General features: G+C 63.2%; 23 protein-coding genes and 1 other RNA gene. 14 read left to right on the forward strand and 10 right to left on the reverse strand.

What is annotated here, in order from left to right; genetic code table 11:
* Positions 1-71: 71 nt before the first annotated feature.
* Complete coding sequence (locus JQ592_RS25685) at positions 72-1511, forward strand: DUF1254 domain-containing protein (RefSeq protein ID WP_211405631.1); 1440 nt, start codon at positions 72-74, stop codon at positions 1509-1511.
* Between the two features lie 231 nt (positions 1512-1742).
* Here the strand turns inward: JQ592_RS25685 and JQ592_RS25690 are convergent, their stop codons facing one another.
* Both JQ592_RS25690 and JQ592_RS25695 read right to left on the reverse strand, forming a co-directional pair.
* Entirely contained in the window at positions 1743-2240 is a 498-nt protein-coding gene (locus JQ592_RS25690; RefSeq protein ID WP_211405561.1) for a GNAT family N-acetyltransferase, read from the reverse strand.
* A gap of 41 nt (positions 2241-2281) precedes the next feature.
* Positions 2282-2944 carry a TetR/AcrR family transcriptional regulator gene (locus JQ592_RS25695; protein ID WP_211405562.1) on the reverse strand — a complete coding sequence of 221 codons (663 nt, stop codon included), beginning with the start codon at positions 2942-2944 and terminating at the stop codon, positions 2282-2284.
* 187 nt (positions 2945-3131) lie between these two features.
* On the opposite strand from JQ592_RS25695, the gene JQ592_RS25700 reads away from it, so the two are divergent.
* The 3 genes from JQ592_RS25700 to JQ592_RS25710 all read left to right on the forward strand — a co-directional run bounded on the left by JQ592_RS25700 (position 3132) and on the right by JQ592_RS25710 (position 4576).
* Positions 3132-3971 carry a DUF3313 domain-containing protein gene (locus JQ592_RS25700; RefSeq protein WP_211405632.1) on the forward strand — a complete coding sequence of 280 codons (840 nt, stop codon included), beginning with the start codon at positions 3132-3134 and terminating at the stop codon, positions 3969-3971.
* Between the two features lie 110 nt (positions 3972-4081).
* On the forward strand, positions 4082-4270 hold the full coding sequence (locus tag JQ592_RS25705) for a hypothetical protein (protein ID WP_211405563.1): 189 nt from the start codon (positions 4082-4084) through the stop codon (positions 4268-4270).
* Between the two features lie 27 nt (positions 4271-4297).
* Entirely contained in the window at positions 4298-4576 is a 279-nt protein-coding gene (locus JQ592_RS25710) for a hypothetical protein (protein WP_349630492.1), read from the forward strand.
* Between the two features lie 125 nt (positions 4577-4701).
* On the opposite strand, the gene JQ592_RS25715 is transcribed toward JQ592_RS25710, so the two are convergent.
* The 8 genes from JQ592_RS25715 to ssrA all read right to left on the reverse strand — a co-directional run bounded on the left by JQ592_RS25715 (position 4702) and on the right by ssrA (position 11075).
* Complete coding sequence (locus tag JQ592_RS25715; RefSeq protein ID WP_211405564.1) at positions 4702-4992, reverse strand: hypothetical protein; 291 nt, start codon at positions 4990-4992, stop codon at positions 4702-4704.
* A 544-nt stretch (positions 4993-5536) separates the two neighbouring features.
* Positions 5537-7408, reverse strand: coding sequence for a ferrous iron transporter B (gene feoB / locus JQ592_RS25720; RefSeq protein WP_211405565.1), 1872 nt, complete (start codon positions 7406-7408; stop codon positions 5537-5539).
* 38 nt (positions 7409-7446) lie between these two features.
* Positions 7447-7722, reverse strand: coding sequence for a FeoA family protein (locus JQ592_RS25725; RefSeq protein WP_211405566.1), 276 nt, complete (start codon positions 7720-7722; stop codon positions 7447-7449).
* A 116-nt stretch (positions 7723-7838) separates the two neighbouring features.
* The gene (locus tag JQ592_RS25730; RefSeq protein WP_211405567.1) at positions 7839-8090 is read right to left on the reverse strand and encodes a ribbon-helix-helix domain-containing protein; all 252 of its coding nucleotides are present in this window, start codon (positions 8088-8090) and stop codon (positions 7839-7841) included.
* Complete coding sequence (locus tag JQ592_RS25735) at positions 8087-8275, reverse strand: DUF4169 family protein (protein WP_211405568.1); 189 nt, start codon at positions 8273-8275, stop codon at positions 8087-8089. Before JQ592_RS25735 ends, JQ592_RS25730 begins: the two co-directional genes overlap by 4 nt.
* Positions 8276-8547: 272 nt before the next feature.
* The gene (gene fumC, locus JQ592_RS25740) at positions 8548-9981 is read right to left on the reverse strand and encodes a class II fumarate hydratase (protein WP_211405569.1); all 1434 of its coding nucleotides are present in this window, start codon (positions 9979-9981) and stop codon (positions 8548-8550) included.
* A 90-nt stretch (positions 9982-10071) separates the two neighbouring features.
* Positions 10072-10593 (reverse strand): SspB family protein, encoded by a 522-nt coding sequence (locus tag JQ592_RS25745; protein ID WP_211405570.1) that lies wholly within the window; start codon positions 10591-10593, stop codon positions 10072-10074.
* 114 nt (positions 10594-10707) lie between these two features.
* Positions 10708-11075, reverse strand: a transfer-messenger RNA (tmRNA) gene (gene ssrA, locus JQ592_RS25750).
* 96 nt (positions 11076-11171) lie between these two features.
* Between ssrA and JQ592_RS25755 the strand changes: the two genes are divergently transcribed.
* The 10 genes from JQ592_RS25755 (at position 11172) to JQ592_RS25800 (ending at position 18608) form a co-directional block, all read left to right on the forward strand.
* Positions 11172-11777 (forward strand): chromate transporter, encoded by a 606-nt coding sequence (locus JQ592_RS25755; protein ID WP_211405571.1) that lies wholly within the window; start codon positions 11172-11174, stop codon positions 11775-11777.
* Positions 11774-12304 carry a chromate transporter gene (locus JQ592_RS25760; RefSeq protein WP_211405572.1) on the forward strand — a complete coding sequence of 177 codons (531 nt, stop codon included), beginning with the start codon at positions 11774-11776 and terminating at the stop codon, positions 12302-12304. The genes JQ592_RS25755 and JQ592_RS25760 overlap by 4 nt, the downstream gene beginning before the upstream one ends.
* 96 nt (positions 12305-12400) lie before the next feature.
* A complete protein-coding gene (locus JQ592_RS25765; protein ID WP_211405573.1) occupies positions 12401-13162 on the forward strand; it encodes a tripartite tricarboxylate transporter TctB family protein in 762 nt (253 codons plus the stop codon).
* Positions 13163-13169: 7 nt separating this feature from the next.
* Entirely contained in the window at positions 13170-14684 is a 1515-nt protein-coding gene (locus JQ592_RS25770; RefSeq protein WP_211405574.1) for a tripartite tricarboxylate transporter permease, read from the forward strand.
* A 147-nt stretch (positions 14685-14831) separates the two neighbouring features.
* A complete protein-coding gene (locus JQ592_RS25775; protein WP_211405575.1) occupies positions 14832-15812 on the forward strand; it encodes a tripartite tricarboxylate transporter substrate binding protein BugD in 981 nt (326 codons plus the stop codon).
* A gap of 173 nt (positions 15813-15985) precedes the next feature.
* On the forward strand, positions 15986-16780 hold the full coding sequence (locus JQ592_RS25780) for a thymidylate synthase (protein WP_211405576.1): 795 nt from the start codon (positions 15986-15988) through the stop codon (positions 16778-16780).
* Positions 16781-16786: 6 nt separating this feature from the next.
* Positions 16787-17203, forward strand: a complete 417-nt coding sequence (locus JQ592_RS25785; RefSeq protein WP_211405577.1) for a HEPN domain-containing protein — start codon at positions 16787-16789, stop codon at positions 17201-17203.
* Complete coding sequence (locus JQ592_RS25790; protein ID WP_211405578.1) at positions 17182-17589, forward strand: hypothetical protein; 408 nt, start codon at positions 17182-17184, stop codon at positions 17587-17589. The genes JQ592_RS25785 and JQ592_RS25790 overlap by 22 nt, the downstream gene beginning before the upstream one ends.
* 21 nt (positions 17590-17610) lie before the next feature.
* On the forward strand, positions 17611-18096 hold the full coding sequence (locus JQ592_RS25795; RefSeq protein ID WP_211405579.1) for a GNAT family N-acetyltransferase: 486 nt from the start codon (positions 17611-17613) through the stop codon (positions 18094-18096).
* The gene (locus JQ592_RS25800) at positions 18096-18608 is read left to right on the forward strand and encodes a dihydrofolate reductase (protein ID WP_211405580.1); all 513 of its coding nucleotides are present in this window, start codon (positions 18096-18098) and stop codon (positions 18606-18608) included. Before JQ592_RS25795 ends, JQ592_RS25800 begins: the two co-directional genes overlap by 1 nt.
* Positions 18609-18694: the final 86 nt, after the last annotated feature.

Below are 18694 nucleotides of genomic sequence, written 5' to 3' on the forward strand. Positions count from 1 at the left end.
ATGAAAGCCCCCGGCGCGCCGCGATGGCCACAGCGGCGGCCCGTGAAGCAACTAGAAGAGGAGACGTTCAAATGCTGACGAAGCGCGATCTTCTTCGTTCCGCCGCCCTCGCCGCGATCACCGCCTCAACGGCAAAATCCGTCCCAGTACATGCGCAGACAAGCACCGATCGTCCGGGCTTCTTCAAGGCAAACGACATTGCCGAAGCCGGCTTCATCTACGGCCTGCCGATCGTGATGAACTACGCCGTCATGTACGCGTACGCCGTCGATCGCAATTCCGGGCAATTCAAGGCGCCATTCAATCAGATCAAGAACGAGCCCAACGTATTCACCTACAAAGACACTGCCATTGTCACGCCGAACAGCGATACGCCCTATTCGTTCGTGTGGATGGACCTCCGGGCGGAGCCGGTCGTCCTGTCCGTTCCGGCAGTAGACCCCAAGCGCTACTATTCGGTCATGCTCTGCGACGGCAATACCTACAACTACGGCTATATCGGCAGCCGTGCCACGGGAAGTGAACCGGGCGACTACATGGTGGTGGGGCCGGACTGGAAGGGCGCGACCCCACCCGGGATCAAGAAGGTGTTCCGGTCAAGCACACAGTTTTCAGTGGCTGGCTATCGCACCCAGCTTTTCAACCCGGATGATCTCGACAACGTCAAGAAGGTGCAGGACGGATACAAGGTACAGACGCTTTCCGCCTATCTGAAACAACCGATCACGACTGCCGCGGCGACCGTCGACTTCCCAAAGATCGACAAGGAGCTCGTGAAAACGAACTTCTTCGAATACCTCGACTTCGCGCTGCAGTTCGCGCCCGCCCAGGAGAACGAGAAGGAGATACGCGCAAAGCTTGCCGCCATCGGCGTCGGGCCGGGCAAGACCTTCAACTTCAAGGACCTGCCGCTGGAACAAAAGCTCGAAGTCGGTCTCGGCATGAAGGAAGGTGAGCGCAAGATCGATGAGGCCGTCGCGACGGTCGGCAAGGATGTCAACGGCTGGCGGATCAGTTCGTTGCCGGGCGATAGCGCGCACTACAATGGCGACTGGCTGAAGCGCGCCGTCGCCGCCAAGGCCGGTATCTACGGCAATGATGCCGTGGAGGCGGTATATCCGCTCACGCGCAGCGACAGCGATGGCCAGACTCTCGATGGCAGCAAGCACAATTACACGCTGACCTTTGCACCGGGTCAGCAGCCGCCGGTGAATGCCTTCTGGTCCATCACAATGTACGACGGCAAGACGCAGTTGCTCATCGAGAATCCGATCAACCGGTATCTGATCAATTCACCGATGCTGCCGGCCATGAAGACGAATCCGGACGGGTCGTTGACGCTGTACATCCAGAACAAATCTCCAGGCGTCGACAAGGAAGCCAATTGGCTGCCGGCCCCGAACGGCCCGATCTATCTGGTGATGCGGCTCTACTGGCCAAAGACAGAACCACCCTCGGTCCTGCCCGCGGGCGAAGGCACCTGGCAGCCGCCCAGAATAAAGAGGGTTTGATAGAGGTGCAAATAGCTGCCGGCTTATGGGTCCCGCCGCTGGTGTGCGGCGGGACCGGCGTGACACCGATGCAAGTCAGTCCGTCGATCAATGGCCGCGACGAGGTGAATGGAGATTACCTAGGGCGCCTTTAGGTGCTTATCATCCTGACGCTCTACCCATCATTACTTCTGAGCGTGTCGAGGCGCGATGAGTTTTGCTTCGCTCTACCCGTCCTGCGAGGATGCGCCGTTACTGTCGAATACGATAGATCACGACGTCCTCGCCATGATGCGTCGTGCTCTTCTCGAGGATGTAGTTCGCCTTCTCCAGCACGCGGCGGGACGCGCCGTGTCCGACGAAGACGAGGCCGATGAGGGACGGCAGCTGGAGCTGCGTCAGCCCGATGTCCGTCAGCGCGATCGCAATCTCGCTCGCAAGTCCCTGGCCCCAGAGGTCGCGCTTGAAGGTGTAGGCGATCTCGATCTCGTCGATGTCGTCGACGAGGATGTGCCGGATGCCCGCCCGTCCGGCGAATGTGCCGTCTTTCGTTCGCAGCGCCCAGAGGCCAAAACCGTGCCGGTCCCAATGGGCCATGTTGACGTCGAGATAGGTCTTCGTTGCCTCCGCCGAGCGCAGCCCGCCGAGATAACGCGACACTTCGGCATCGAGATGCAGCGCGACCAGGTCTGCGAGATGACTTTCGTTCAGCCTTTCGGCGATCAATCTGCTTGTGCTGAAGTGGTCCATGAAAATAGATCGCCGCTCTGCGTTGATCGCGTTGTCGCCGATTATCTCTTCCGGTTCGTGTTCAAAGCCGCGTTCCTGCTGCTGGTGACGCGGCGCACGTGCGCTGACACCTCTTTCGGCGGCTTCAGGAAACGCGATAGCAGGGTTCGAAGATGGTTGACGCTATGCTCGATGTCCAACGTCGGCGAGCGGATCGGCATCGCACGCATGCCGTCGATGATTGCGAGCAGAATGTTGGCGGTGGCAGTCGGGTCCAGCCCCGGATCGATCTGCCCTTCGCGTTGCGCCTTGCCGATAAAATCGACCAGCAGATTTCGCAGTTCGCTGCCGTGCTTCTCGACAATCTTTGCGAAGTGGGGGTTTCGGGCGGCCTCCGCCAATGCATCGAGGCTGAGGACCTGGGCTGTGCGATGGCGCAGGCTGCCTTGCTCGAGATATTGGATCAGGGCCTCGATGAAGTCCGGCGCCGCCGATATCTTGCCGAGCTCCGCCGCCGCACGCGTGAGGCCGATATCGACCATGGCCTCGACGATCGCCTCCTTGCTCGGAAAGTAGTGATACAGATGCCCCGGGCTGATCTTCGCCGCGGCGCAGATGTCCGTCGTGCTCGCCCCGTGAAAACCGTTCTTGATGAAGCAACGAAACGCCGCGTCGAGGATGTCCCGGCGCTTCTGTTCGTGTTTGACGGGGTCCACTTTGCGCACGATCGGCGTCTCCAATTCTGACACTGGCTTACCACAATTTGACCGCAGCGACGTCAAAAATAGAGAGGTAACTCTATTATTCTTGACAAGCCGTTCGGATCAATTATTAGAGAGATAAGTCTAATAATCGTTGCGAGTTCCTGTGGTGCGTATCTCTACCCGTTTCTGCTGGGCGGACGTGACCACGATGGCGTCGCTGACGCTGATACTCGCGGGCTGCGCGGCAGCCCCGCTGGATCGCGCGGGCTCACTTCGAAGTTACGACCGCCTGTCGGAGGCCGATGGCCTGGTCACCAAGGCGCAGATCCGGGCAAGCAAGAAGGATCTGCTCGCTGCAAAGACCGTTCGGATTGCTCCCGCCATGTTTCCGGCGCGGGCCGGGGTGCCTCTCAACGAGAAGGAGCGGGCTTTGGTCGCGAATGCGATCAGCCGCGAGCTCTGCCTCAGGCTGAGCGAGAAGTTTCGCATCGTCTCGAGCGACGACGACGCCGACCTGACGATTCAAGCCACGGTGACTCATGCAACGCCGACCGGTGAGACCGCGGCGGGGGCCTCGAAGGCCGCCGCGGTTGCAAAGACCGTGGCGTTGCCCGGCGTGCCCGTGCCGGTGCCGCGACTGCCGGTCGGTCTGGGCAGCCTTTCCGTCGAGGCCGAAGCACGAGACTTCGCCGGCTTCCAGAAGGCGGCAATGGTCTGGGCGCGCGGAGCCAATTCGATCACCAATTCGCCGCGGATCGCCAACGAGGGCGACGCCTACGACCTTGCATCGGATTTCGGCGCGGATTTCTCCAAGCTCGTTCTGACGGGCGAGTCTCCTTTCGGAGGATTGCCTGCGTTGCCCCCGGTCGAGAGCGTGGGGCCACGTTTCGGCGGCGCGCCAAAATACGTCGCCTGCGAGCAATTCGGCAGATTTCCAGGTGTGACCGGGTTCGTCGGTCAGCAGCTCGGCATGCCGCCGTCATGGACGGACTCCGGCGCAAAGCCACAGCCGACGCCAATCAACGAAGGACAAACGGCCTCCCGATGAAGCGCTTTCTTCTGACCGTCCTGCTTGCGACTCTCGGGCGCATCCTCATCACGCTCATCGCCTTGTCGGTGACCTCGCTTTTCCCCGGCTGAAGGACGCAGGACCCAACCATGGGAAACAATCCCCGACGTCCTCTTTTCGTGGCCGATGCTGCCTGGCAGCGGTCGCAACTGCCGGCGAGTCACGAGAGCGGCAATGCAGAGGCAATCTTCGACGCCGATTTCTGGATTTGGATCGCGCTGGCGTTCCTGCCGACGGTCCTGGGCTTCCTGTATCTGCTCTTCTTTGCCGAGGTCTGACGTCACCACACATCAGGTTGCGTAATCGTGCGTATCGAGTTCCGCGCCTTGTTGGCGCGCCATGCCGTCCTGCTCATGCTGTCCGTGCTCGGCGGATGTGCGACGCTTGCCAGGGACGATGTCGCTGACAGCCGCGCCGCGCAACGGCAGCCCGGCTCAAGCACCTTGCATGACTATCTTCCAGTCCATGATCTGCCGCCTCAACGCGATGAGCCTTTGATCCCCGCCGGGGAGCAGGACAGGATCAAGACGGAATTGATCGCAGCCCAACGCCAGGCGCAGCGCGTCAGCGCCAAACCGAAATAGAAGTCCGCAGGATGGGTAGAGCTCTTGCGAAACCCATCATTGCTTCGGAGCGTGTCGAAGCGCGATGGGTTTCGCCTCGCTCTACCCATCCTACGACGGTCCAACCGGCCCAGGTCGCGCGCCCCTCAATAGCAGGGCGGGTAGGGGTAATATCCACAAGCACGTCGATAGCCGTAGGCACCATAGGCCCCATAGGCTGCGGCTCCCGCCGCTGCCGCACCATAGTAGGCGCGCCGATGGACCCTGCGATTGACACCTGCAACGCTTCCGGGCGTAAGAGGACGCCCGACGCGGGCCTCGGCTGTGTCAGCTGACACGGTCAGCGCATCCACCGGCGAGTAGCGGAACGACAGGGGCGTTGCCGTGAACAGCACGGCGGTCACGAACAGTCCAAGCAGCTTGGCATGTCTGATCATGTGCTCTCTCCCTTTGCAGGACGACGAGACAACGTGACATGCCGATGAGCCCTACCATTGACCGAAATCAAAGGTCGAACTTCCGGGTGGAGCGCAAGCAACGCGCCGTGGTGACGCTCTTGGCAGAATGCGCCGTCTATCGGGCAGGCGGCATCTCGCCACGCTGCGCATTACCGAACGCCTTCACTCCAGCCACTCGTCAGCGCGAGGACGTGCCATAATCGCTATCCGTCCTGTCGCCCGAATCTCAATCCAATATAATCGGGACATCCAAAACCCTGATTGGCGCAATGCACTACACGGCTGCTTCGCATAATCCACGCCTCACGGGATGAAGCGTGTGCGGCGTCGATGATTTTCGGGATGATGCCATCATGCCAGTGTTTTGCCCGACGGCGCAACCGCCCATGGTTCGTAGCCCGGATTTCGCGGCGTTCCATCCGGGCTACCGCCGGATGAGTTTCGCACATCCGTAACCCATTGATTTCACAACCCCCGTCTACTGTGCATGGGGTTGTTTTCGCTGTTTGAGTTTTGAGAGAGGCTATCCCGCGCCCAGCGCCACCGCGACGTTGTACGTCACGAGGCTCGCCGCATAGGCCAGCACCAGCATGTAGGTGAAGGTGACGGCCATCCATCCCCAGCTTCCGGTCTCGCGCCGGATCACGGCGAGCGTGGAGGCGCATTGGGGAGCGAAGATGTACCAGGCCAGCATCGACAGTGCGGTGGCGAGCGACCATTTGGTCGCCAGCACCTGGCCGATCTGCTCGGCGGCTTCCTTGCCGCCTTCGATCGAATAGACCGTGCCGAGCGCGGCGACCGCGACCTCGCGGGCTGCCATGCCGGGGATCAGCGCCACCGCGATCTGCCAATTGAAGCCGACAGGGGCGAGCAGCGGCTCGAGCGCCTTGCCGATGATCGCGGCGAGGCTGAAGTCGATCGCAGGCTCGGTGCTGCCCGCCGGCGGCTGCGGGAACGAGGCCAGGAACCAGATCAGCACCATCATCGAGAAGATCGTGGTGCCGGCGCGCTGCAGGAACATTTTTGCGCGGGTGTAGATGCCGATCGCGATCGATTTCAGCCTGGGCAACTTGTAGTCCGGCAGCTCCAGCATGAAGGGCGCCGGTGCGTAGTCGCGGATCATGAAGAACTTGATCACGAACGAGACGGCAAGCGCGCTGACGATGCCGGTGACGTAGAGGCCGAACATCACGAGGCCCTGCAGGTTGATGAAGCCCCAGACGTCCTTCGCCGGGATGAAGGCGGAGATGATCAGTGTGTAGACCGGGATGCGCGCCGAGCAGGTCATCAGCGGCGCGATCAGGATCGTGGTCAGGCGGTCGCGCTTGTTGTCGATCACGCGCGTCGCCATGATGCCGGGAATGGCGCAGGCAAAGCTCGACAGCAGCGGAATGAAGGCGCGGCCGTGCAGGCCGGCGCCGCCCATGATGCGGTCCATCAGGAAGGCGGCGCGTGCCATGTAGCCGAAATCTTCCAGCAGCAGGATGAACAGGAAGATGAGGATGATCTGCGGCAGGAACACGATCACGCTGCCGACGCCGGAGATCACGCCGTCCTGAAGGAAGCTCTGGAGCAGGCCGTCGGGCAGGGTGGCTTTCACGAGCTCGCCGAGCGCGTCGAAGCCCGACTTGAGCAGATCCATCGCCGGCTGCGCCCAGGCGAACACTGCCTGGAACATCACGAACAGGATCAGCGCCAGCACAATCAGCCCGCCGACGGGATGCAGCACCACGGCGTCGATCCGCGCGGTCCAGGTGTCGGGGCGAGCAGGCAGGCTGACGCAATCGGCGATGATGCGGTCGGCTTCGCGCTGGGTGGCGCGCAATTCGGAGACACTGAGCGCGCGCCAGCTGTTCTCCTGCGGCTCGGCGGCAAGCTTTGCGGAAATCTCGTCGGTCAGCGCCAGCAGGTCGGCGGTGCCGCCCTTGCGCACCGCGATCGAGGTCACCACGGGCACGCCGAGCTCCTTGACGAGCCGCTCGACGTCGACCGTGATGCCGCGGCGGCTCGCGATGTCGAACATGTTGAGGACGAGGATCATCGGCCGTCCCGTGCGCTTCAGCTCGAGCAGCAGGCGGATGGTCAGGCGCAGATTGGTGGAGTCGGCGACGCACAGCACGAGATCGGGCACGATCTCGCCGGAGGCCTTGCCGAGCACGAAGTCGCGGGTGATCTCCTCGTCCGGGCTGCGGCCGCGCAGCGAGTAGGTGCCGGGCAGGTCGACCACGGAGACCTGGCGGCCGAGCGGGGTGACGAAGAAGCCTTCCTTGCGCTCGACGGTGACGCCGGGATAGTTCGCGACCTTCTGCCGGCTGCCGGTCAGGGCATTGAACAGCGAGGTCTTGCCGCTGTTGGGCGTGCCGACCAGGGCGAGATGCAGCAGGGGTGCTTCCATGGGATCAAGGGCCTTGGGGGCAGTTATCCGGTCGCTGATTAGGCGACGATGATGGCCATGGCTTCGCGCCGACGGACCGCGATCGTAATGCTGTCGACCCTGACCGCGATCGGGTCGCGCCCGACCAGCCCCTCATGCAGGACCTCGACCCGGGCCCCCTCGACGAAGCCGAGCTCGATCAGGCGGCTCTCGAGCTCGATGTCCGAAAGCGCCGAACCCGTATCCTTGGTGGAAAGGTGCTGAATGACGCCGGTATAGCCGCGTAGGGCCAGACCCAGCGGCATGTGCGGGCGCTTTTCATCATGGTCGGTCATGCCCTGTATTTTCAACGCAGGGCATTGAGGTCAAGCGCACTCGGCGGCTGAAACTGCACCTTAGAGTGATTTTAAAGTACAGGCGCCGTGGTCGCGCCGAAAACACGCCCCGGCGGCTACTGCGCCGGGACCTTGTCCGGCTGGGTGGCCATGGCCCGGCTCTTGAAGTAATCGAGCACGAACAGCCGGATCGCCGAGGACAGGTTGCCCTGCTGGCGGTTGCCGTCGATCTCGCCGACGAGCTCGGACAGCGTCATGTTACGCAGACCCGAGATCTCCTTCATGCCGTTCCAGAACGCCTCTTCCAGGCTGACGCTGGTCTTGTGGCCGGCAACGACGATCGACCGCTTCACGACGGGCGACTTCATGGCTGCTCCTCGCGATCGATCCGATGCTGGTCCAGATGCGCCTTCGCCTTGTCCGTGCGCGTCTCCTCCGCCGACCGCTCCGCCTTGGTGCGGCCGAACTTCGCCCGGTTGACGTCCGCCTGTTTCGCCGAAGCTTCCCGCTCGGCGCGCTTCCTGAAACGATTCAGGTTGATGACGTTCCCCATGCCGCGTCTCCATCATCCGATCCTCGGCAGGCGGGATGAAATATTCAGGGGGCCGCATTGCGCCCCAAAAGACTTGATGGTCATTCGCTCGTCCTCGTCAATCGGCCCCTCGGGCCATCAAACGATGAATTTCGCCCCGTCAAGGGCGGTGGGGCTGCGTAACACGCCGCCCCGCCGGAACATTGACGGTAATCAAATCCCGCCCCCAAAACCGCATATTTCTGAGCGTCCAGCGTCCGTATCATTACGGATGACTATCGGAATTCGGAAACCTAGCCCGGGCTGGTCATCTTCTCCGGGCGCACCAGGCGGTCGAATTCGTCCGCCGAGACGAAACCGAGCCGCAGCGCCTCCTCCTTCAGCGTGGTGCCGTTGGCATGGGCGGTCTTGGCCACCTTGGCGGCATTGTCGTAGCCGATCTTCGGGGCCAGCGCCGTCACCAGCATCAGCGAGCGTTCCATCAGCTCCCTGATGCGCTTTTCGTCGGCGCGGATGCCGCTGACGCAATGCTCGGTGAAGGAGCGCGCCGCATCCGCCATCAGGCGGATCGAGTGCAGCATGTTGTAGGCCAGCACCGGCTTGTAGACGTTGAGCTCGAAATGGCCCTGGCTGCCGGCGACCGTGATCGCGGTGTGATTGCCGAACACCTGGCAGCACACCATGGTCATCGCCTCGCACTGCGTCGGGTTGACCTTGCCCGGCATGATCGAGGAGCCCGGCTCGTTCTCCGGCAGGATCAACTCGCCTAGCCCGGAGCGCGGACCCGATCCGAGCAGGCGGATGTCGTTGGCGATCTTGAACAGGCCGGTCGCGACCGAATTGATGGCGCCGTGCGCCAGCACATAGGCATCGTTCGAGGCCAGCGCCTCGAATTTGTTGGCGGCGCTGGTGAAGGGCAGTTTCGTAATCCCGGCCACGTGCTTTGCGAACAGCTTGGCAAAGCGCGGTTTCGAATTGAGGCCGGTGCCGACTGCGGTGCCGCCTTGCGCCAGCGGATAGAGATCCTTCACCGCGACCTTGAGCCGTGCGATGCCGCTTTCGACCTGCGCGGCATAGCCGGAGAATTCCTGGCCGAGCGTCAGCGGCGTCGCATCCTGGGTATGGGTGCGGCCGATCTTGACGATCCTCGAAAACTCCTTCTCCTTCTTGCGCAGCGCGCGCAGCAGCTCACCGAGCGCAGGGACGAGATCGGCATTGATGCGGCTTGCGGCCGCGATATGCATCGCGGTCGGAAACGAGTCGTTCGACGACTGGCTCATGTTGACGTGATCGTTGGGATGCACCGGCTTCTTGGCGCCGAGCTCGCCGCCGAGCAGCTCATTGGCGCGGTTGGCGATCACCTCGTTGAGGTTCATGTTGCTCTGCGTGCCGGAGCCGGTCTGCCACACAACAAGCGGGAAATGATCGTCCAGTCTGCCCTCGATCACCTCGCGCGCGGCGCGGATGATGGCATTGGCGCGGCGCTGATCGAGCAGGCCGAGCTCGAGATTGGACTGCGCGGCCGCGAGCTTGACGATCCCGAGTGCATGCACGAGCGAGATCGGCATGCGGTCCGTGCCGATGCGAAAATTCTGGCGCGACCGCTCGGTCTGCGCCCCCCAATAGCGATCGGCGGGCACTTCGATGGGACCGAAGCTGTCGGTCTCGATGCGGGTTGCGGGGCGGGCGGTCTTCGAGCGGGAAGCTTTGGCCATGAGCACATCCATTCTGCCGCGCGAAACGCCGCGCGGCCTCTTGATGCGCTCTTCTATACAGGCAGTTCGACCGGGCGCGATGGCTCCGCGCGACAGCCTAGATCATTTCTTGCGGAAACGATCGAGCCGCACGACCTCGGCACCGCCCTGGCTCGGCGGGGTCGGCTCTTCCGCGGTCTCCGCCTTCTCGGCTGCTGCGGCGGCGGGCACCGCTACGGCCGAAGGAGCAGGGGCCGCCGGCAGATTTTCCGGCGCGACCTCGGCGACATCGGACGTGTCGAACTGGAGGCCGAATTTCACGGAGGGATCGAGGAAGCTCTTGATGGCGCTGAACGGCACCACCAGCCGCTCCGGAATGCCGCCGAAGGACAGGCCGACCTCGAAGCGGTCTTCGAGCACGGTCAGATCCCAGAACTGGTGCTGGAGGATGATCGTCATCTCCTCCGGATATTGCGCCAGCAGCCGCGACGACAGCTTCACGCCCTCCGCCTTCGACACGAAGGTGATGAAGAAATGGTGCTCGCCCGGCAGGCCATGGACCGCGGCATCGGTCAGCACCTTCCGCAGCACGCCGCGCAGCGCGTCGCGGGCCAGCACATCGTATCGGATATGATCGGTCGCCATGGTGGTCCTGTTGCATTCCAGGAGTTGGGCCCTGCCGGCCCGACTCGCCAAGCCGCAATAGTACCGCGCCTGACGGATCAGCAGGAGTCCCCGCCGGAGAGGAAATAGAAGGCAAGTGGAGGCTTCTGTTGCCAGGTGCCTCCGAACCCCGCCTAGCGGAGCTTAACCCGCTAGGACTTTAAAGTGGTCTTTCAAACTGCGTTACGCAGCCTGAGCAACCGGAGCAAAGTTGTCGTTGGCAACTATTGCAGTAGCCCGATAACGGCGGAACAATACCGGGAAAAAGCACGCCCTTTACGCCCTCGTCGATCCTATTTCGCCCCCGCCAAAGCCCGCTTGTGGGGCCAGCCCGATGGTGGGCTTTGGTGGAGGCGCCGGGTACCGCCCCCGGGTCCGAATGGTTTATTGCGACGACCGTTTATTTCCATAGCCGGCGAACCGGCACGCCCAATATAGGGGGCAAAGGTTTCAAAAAACAGAGGTTTCGAGCGGCGATGTGCGGTTCCCTTTGGATAGGTTCCGGATCGCCACAGGGCCCGATCTTGGCCGCGCCGCGGCCGCCGTTCTAAGCTCCTGAGATGTCCACCGATTCAGCACCGGCCGTCGAAGAGCCGGATCAGCCAGCCTCAGTTGCCGCCCCGCCCAGCCTGACCGCGCTGTTCGTGGCCTTTGCCCGGATGTCGCTGGCGGGTTTCGGCGGGGTTCTGGTGTTTGCGCGGCAGGCGATCGTCGAGCAGCACCGCTGGATGACGGCCGACGAATTCAACGAGACGTTTGCGCTCTGCCATTTCCTGCCCGGACCCAACATCGTCAACCTGTCGATGGTCTTTGGCGCGCGGCTGCGCGGGATCGCCGGAGGTGTCGCCGCCTTTGCCGGGCTGCTGCTGCCGCCGACGCTGATCATGACCGTGCTCGCGATCGCCTACGCCCGGCTCGGCGACCTCGAGGTGCTGCGTCGCATCCTCGCGGGCATCTCCTGCGCCGCGGTCGGTCTGTTGATCGCGGTGGTCTTCCGCATGATGACCCCGGTCCTGAAGCGGATGGAGGCGGTCGCGCTGATCCCGATGCTCGGTGTCTTCCTCGCCATCGGCGTGCTTCGCCTGCCACTCCAGGCGGTGCTCCTGGTCGCGATCCCCGTGAGCGTCGGCGCCACCTTCCTCGTGCGGCGGAAGGTAGCAACGTGAACGCCGAGAACCCGGTCTGGGCGCTGATCTCGACCTTCGGCCTGATGTCGCTGTTCGCGGTCGGCGGCGCCGCCGCGGCGGTGCCCGAGATGCAACGCATCGCGGTCGACGTGCATCACTGGATGACCGACAAGCAGTTCACGGATGCCTATGCGATCGCGCAACTCTCGCCAGGTCCAAACGTCCTTATCGTGACGTTAATCGGCTATGCCGTCGCCGGCATCCCCGGCGCGCTCGCGGCAACGCTGGCGATGTGCCTGCCGACCGCGCTGGTTGCCTATTATGTCAGCCGTCTTCTGAACCGGCCCAGCCAGTCGCGCTGGCCGGCCCTGATCCAGGCTGCATTGGTTCCGCTCTCGATCGGATTGATGGCGGCGAGTGCCCTGATCCTGGCTCAGTCGACCGACCGGACGATTGCTGCAGTGCTTCTGACCGCGATGGTTGCGGTGATCGCATCGGTCTCGCGCATCAATCCCCTCTGGCTCCTGCTCGCTGGGGGCTTGTTGGGTTTTGCTGGCATTGTGTGATGAAAATCGCTAGGCAGTGCTGCGGCCCGGGGGATCTCTTTCCAGCCGATTTAGAACAACAGTGCTCGTGACTTACGGGTCGCGGAGGAGACATGCATGGCCGAGACGATGGGCCACTCAGCGACAGCCACCCGAAACACCAAGGTGGTGATCGGTTTCTGCCTGCTGGCGATAGCGCCGCAGATCTTCGAATTCATCTGGTCGATCGGGACCATCTTCGGCTGGGGCGCGGGACGCGGCCCCGCCACCGTCCTGATCAGCCACGCCACCGCGCTGGTCGCGGGCGCTCCCGCAACCCTGATCGGATCGGCCAGTGGTGAGACCAAGAAGGCGTCCTCCGATGTGCTGCTGGCGCTGATCTATTCCTATCCGATTTTCGCGGTGGCGATCGTCACGCTGTTCATGACCGTCCGGTCGGCGCAGGACTATGTCGGCGGGGTTATCCTGATGGCGCTGGCCCTGTTTGCGCTGTGGGCCTCGAGCGATTTGCAGGGCATGCGCGGCTTCTCCTTCGGCGCCGGCACGGCGCCGCGGATGTTCGGCGGGCTGCTGGTCGCCTTGTCGGCCGGCATCGCCCTGACCGGCCTTCTGGCCGACGGGCCGGGGATGTCCCATTATGCCTGGCGCGGGCCGATGTTCGTGATGGCTGCGATCCTGTTCTTCGCGCTGGCGATCCGGCCACTCGGTCTCGTGGTGACGGCCTTCGCGAGCTTCATGATCGCAGCGACAGGGTCGCATGAGACGCGCTGGCTGGAGGCCGCCATCGTCGGCGCCTGCCTGACGCTCGGCTGCGCGATCCTGTTCCCCTACGTGCTCGGGCTGCCGATGCCGATGTTTCCGCGTTTCCTGATCCAGTGAGGGCGTGATGGATATTTTTGCCAACCTCGCTCACGGCTTTGCCGTCGCGCTCTCTCCCATCAACCTTCTGATGTGCCTGATCGGTGCCCTCGTCGGCACGCTGGTCGGCGTTCTCCCTGGTATCGGCACCATTGCGACGGTCGCGATGCTGCTGCCGATCACCTTCGGTCTGCCGCCGGTCGGCGCGCTGATCATGCTCGCCGGCATCTATTACGGCGCGCAATATGGCGGCTCGACCACGTCGATCCTGGTCAACATTCCCGGTGAGGCGACATCGGTCGTCACCGCCATCGACGGCCACCAGATGGCCAAGCAGGGCCGTGCCGGCCCGGCGCTGGCGATCGCGGCGATCGGCTCGTTCTTCGCCGGCTGCGTTGCGACCGTGCTCATCGCCGTTCTCGGCGCGCCGCTCACGAAGCTCGCGCTCGCGTTCGGTCCGGCCGAGTATTTCTCGCTGATGGTGCTCGGCCTGATCTTCGCGGTCGTGCTGGCCAAGGGCTCGGTGCTGAAGGCGATCGCGATGATCGTGTTCGGTCTCTTGCTCTCGATGGTCGGCTCCGACATCGAGACCGGCGCCTCGCGCATGGCCTTCAACATTCCGGAACTGGCCGACGGTCTCGGCTTTGCGACGGTGGCGATGGGTGTGTTCGGCTTTGCCGAGATCATCCGCAATCTCGACCATGGCGCCGAGATGAACCGCGACCTCGTGCAGCAGAAGATCACCGGCCTGATGCCGACCAAGAAGGACCTGGTCGACTCGACGCCGCCGATCCTGCGCGGCACCGTGCTCGGCTCGATCCTCGGCATCCTGCCGGGTGGCGGCGCCGTGATCGCCTCGTTCGCGGCCTATACGCTCGAGAAGAAGCTCGCCAAGAACCCGTCACGGTTCGGCCGCGGCGCGATCGAGGGCGTTGCGGCGCCGGAAAGCGCCAACAACGCGGCGGCGCAGACCTCCTTCATCCCGCTCCTGACGCTCGGCATCCCGCCGAACGCGGTGATGGCGCTGATGGTGGGCGCGATGACCATTCACGGCATCGTGCCGGGTCCGCAGGTGATGCAGAAGCAGCCCGACCTCGTCTGGGGCATGATCGCCTCGATGTGGATCGGCAATTTGATGCTGATCATCATCAACCTGCCGCTCGTCGGAATCTGGGTCCGCCTGCTGCGCGTGCCCTACCGGCTGATGTTTCCCTCGATCGTGATCTTCTGCGCGATCGGCATCTACTCGGTGAACAACGCACCCGTCGACGTCATCCTCGCCGGCGTGTTCGGGCTCGTCGGCTACTGGCTGATCAAGCACGATTTCGAGCCGGCGCCGCTGCTGCTCGGCATGGTGCTCGGACCGCTGATGGAGGAAAACCTGCGCCGTGCGCTGCTGATCTCGCGCGGCGACTGGAGCGTGTTCCTGACGCGTCCGTTGTCGGCGGTACTGCTGGCGGTCGCGGCGAGCCTGTTGATCCTTACGGTTCTGCCGGTGCTGCGTGCCAAGCGCGACGAGGTGTTCACCGAGTCCGAGAACTGATCGCGCCTGCGTCGTCGCGGCGCCCTGCGTCCGCGCGCCGCATTCGGAAGTCGAATCGACTTGTGTGACGGCTTCGTGAAATGAAAATGCCGGCCTTTGGGCCGGCATTTTTGTTTGTGTCCCGAGGGACCGACAAAGGGGAACGACATGATCTTTACTCGCGCGCTCACGGGCGCATGTGCCGTGGTGCTCGCATCGCTGTGCGCCTTTGTTGCACCCGCGAAGGCGCAGACCTATCCGACGCGCAGCATCACCATGATCGTGCCGTTCGCAGCGGGCGGGCCGACCGATGTCATCTCGCGCATCGTCACTGCGCATATGGCGCAGACGCTGGGGCAGAGCATCATCATCGAGAACGTGGTCGGCGCTGGCGGCACCACCGCGACCACGCGTGCGGCGCGTGCCGCCAATGACGGCTATACGCTCATCACCGGGCATATGGGTACGCATGCGGCGTCCGTGCCGCTCTATCCGAAGCTCGCCTATCATCCCGAGAAGGATTTCGAGCCGATCGCGCTGCTCGCGGGCACCCCGATCCTGATCCTTGCGCGCAAGGACTTTCCGCCGAAGGACCTGAAGGAGTTCGTCGCTTACGTGAAGGCCAATGCCGAGAAGGTGAACGCGGCGCATGCCGGCGTCGGCTCGGTCTCGCACGTCTCCTGCGAGCTCTTGCACTCCATCCTCGACGTCAAGCCGGTCGGCGTGCCCTTCAACGGCACCGGCCCCGCGATGAACGCGCTGGTGGCGGGGCAGGTCGACTACATGTGCGACCAGATCGTCAACGCCGTGCCGCAGATCAACGCCGGCACCATCAAGGCCTATGCGATCGCAACGCCGGAGCGCAATCCGTCGCTGCCGAACGTGCCGACGACGGCGGAAGCGGGCCTGCCCGCATTCCACGCTCAGGCCTGGAACGCAATGTTTGCGCCCAAGGGAACTTCGCCCGCGATCATTGCGAGCCTGAACGCCGCCGCCATCAAGGCGCTCGACGACGAGACCGTGAAGAAGCGCCTGCTCGAGCTCGGCAGTGTCATCCCGGCGCCCAAGGACCGGACGCCCGAGGCCCTGGCGACCCTCGTCAAGAACGAGATCGCGAAGTGGAGCCCGGTGCTCAAACCGGCAACTTAACCAGCACTTTCAAGCCGATAGGCGAGGGGCGGAACGCTCAGTTCCGCCCCTTGTCGTTTGCCGCGGGAACGCTCACCTTTTCCGGGGTATAATCTGTGGGAGCAGCGAATCGCCGCTGTCGCAGCGAGGGGGCGGCCGTTAAGTTCGCCGCCTCCCCAAAGGCTCTATCGCACATGCACCAATATCAGGACCTGCTCGAGCGGATTCTCTCAGACGGCGCCGAAAAGACCGATCGGACCGGCACCGGCACGCTGTCGGTGTTTGGCCATCAGATGCGCTTCAACCTGTCGGCCGGCTTCCCGATGCTGACCACCAAGCGGCTGCCGCTGAAGGCGATCGTGCATGAGCTGCTGTGGTTCCTGAAGGGCGACACCAACATCAAATATCTGCGCGATAACGGCGTCACCATCTGGGACGAATGGGCCGATGCCAATGGCGATCTCGGCCCGGTCTACGGCCATCAATGGCGCTCCTGGCCCACGGCCGACGGGGGCAGCATCGACCAGATCGCCAACGTCATCGACATGATCAAGCGCACCCCGGATTCCCGCCGGCTGATCGTCACCGCCTGGAATCCGGCCGATGTCGAGAAGATGGCGCTGCCGCCCTGCCACCTGCTGTTCCAGTTCTATGTCGCGAACGGCAAACTGTCGTGCCAGCTCTATCAGCGCTCGGCCGACGTCTTTCTCGGTGTGCCCTTCAACATCGCATCCTATGCGTTGCTCACGATGATGGTGGCGCAGGTCACCGGCCTGAAGCCCGGCGACTTCGTGCACTCGCTCGGCGACACTCACCTCTACTCGAACCATCTGGAGCAGGCGCGGCTCCAGCTCACGCGCGCGCCGCGCGCGCTGCCGGTGATGCGGATCAATCCCGATGTGAAGGACATCTTCTCCTTCCGTTACGAGGATTTCGAGCTCGTCGGCTACGATCCGCATCCGCACATCAAGGCGGAAGTCGCGGTGTGACCGGAAATGAGCCACGAGCGGGCGACCTTCCTCGAACTTGCGCAGAAGCGTCTTGACGAAGCCCGATTGCTCCTGGTGAACGGCTTTCCGTCCGGTGCTTACTATTTGTCGGGCTATGCAATCGAGTGCGCTCTGAAAGCGATTATTGCTGCGCAGTTCCGCGCCAATGAAATTCCCGACCGACGGCTGGTCGAACGGGTCTATGTCCACGATCTTAGCAAGCTGCTAAGCCTCTCGGGTCTTGAGGACGAGCTTGAGGTCGAAATGGAAGGTGCCCCGGGGTTGCGTGAAGCATGGTCGACTATCACGAAATGGTCGGAGCGGGCCCGTTACGAGATTTGGACGCAGGAGGCTGCTTCCGCTATGCTGGAAGCCGTCGGGGGTGATCAAGGGTTATTGCGATGGCTGCAGAGTCGCCCATAGAGACCAAACTCGAAGTCTCGATCGAGCTCGCGCAGCGCTTGATTGGACAAGCGGCTCCGTTGCTCGCGGCCTATTGGGAGTTTCAAGAAGAGGCGGACTGTTGGAGGTTGGTGCTCGTACCTTCTTCCCAAAATGAGGAACAGCGCTTGATCAAGCAGGCTACAGAACTGCTGATTGAGGCACCTTATCGTTCGGCCTTCTCGCTCTCTGATGTCGCGGTCGACAGTCGACAGATCGGTCGGGCGCAGGTCTTGGGAGCCTATATTCGTGTTAAGCCCTATGTGGGACGTCGGATCGACACGACGTTCACCGGAGGACAATACTTTGAGAGTGTCGTTCCGGTCTATTTGGCCCAGGAACTACTGACCCACGTGCAGGTGGCTTAGCCCCCCGGATCGAGCCACGAAATGTCACTGAACATCCGCCGCGCGCGCCTAGGTGAAGCCGGGCTCGTTCTCTCCTTCATCCGCGAGCTCGCCGAGTACGAAAAGCTGTCGCACGAGGTCGAGGCGACCGAGGCTGACATCGCGGAGGCGCTGTTCGGCGAGAGGCCGCAGCTCTATTGCGCGATCGCCGAGTGGAACGGCGAGCCGGTCGGCTTTGCGGTCTGGTTCGCCAATTTCTCCACCTTCAGCGGCCGCCACGGCATCTATCTCGAAGACCTCTATGTGCGGCCGTCGCATCGGGGCAGGGGCCTTGGCAAGGCGCTGCTGGTCTATCTCGCCCGGGAATGCGTCGACAACGGCTGGTCGCGCCTGCAATGGGCCGTGCTCGACTGGAACGCGCCGTCGATCGCGTTCTACAAGTCTTTGGGCGCCGTGATGATGGACGACTGGACGCTGTGCCGCGTCACCGGTCCGGCGCTGCGGCGGCTTGCCGGGAGCACGTCCTGATGGAGATCGTCTTCGTCGTTGCGATTGCGGAAAACGGCGTCATCGGCGCCGGCAACGCGATCCCGTGGCGCTTGAAATCCGACATGGCGCGCTTCAAGGCGCTCACGATCGGAAAACCCGTGATCATGGGGCGCAGGACTTTCGAATCCCTGCCCCGCCGTCCCCTGCCGGGCCGCACCAATATCGTCATCACCCGCGATGCGGACTATCGCGCCGTGGGCGCCGTCGTCACGACATCGGCAGCGGATGCGGAGGCGGTCGCGCGCGGCGATGCCCTGCGGCGTTCGGTCACCGAGATCGCGGTGATCGGCGGCGCCGAGATCTTTCGGCAATGGCTCGATCGCGCCGATCGCCTGGAAATCACCGAAGTGCATGCGCGGCCCGACGGCGACACCCATTTCGACATCGATAAGGCAGAATGGGATGAGGTAGCGCGGATCCGTCATCCTGCCGGCCCCGACGACAGCGCCGACTTCTCCTATGTGACATATCGTCGGCGGTCGCCCCATTAACCGCATTCCCCAATGTTTACATTGACTTTTTCGTGCCCGAGCATAGCTCGAAAGGCAGCCAAGGCTGCGTTGTAAGGGACCTGCCT

It is taken from the genome of Bradyrhizobium iriomotense, from assembly GCF_018129405.1.
Taxonomy (GTDB): domain Bacteria; phylum Pseudomonadota; class Alphaproteobacteria; order Rhizobiales; family Xanthobacteraceae; genus Bradyrhizobium; species Bradyrhizobium iriomotense_B.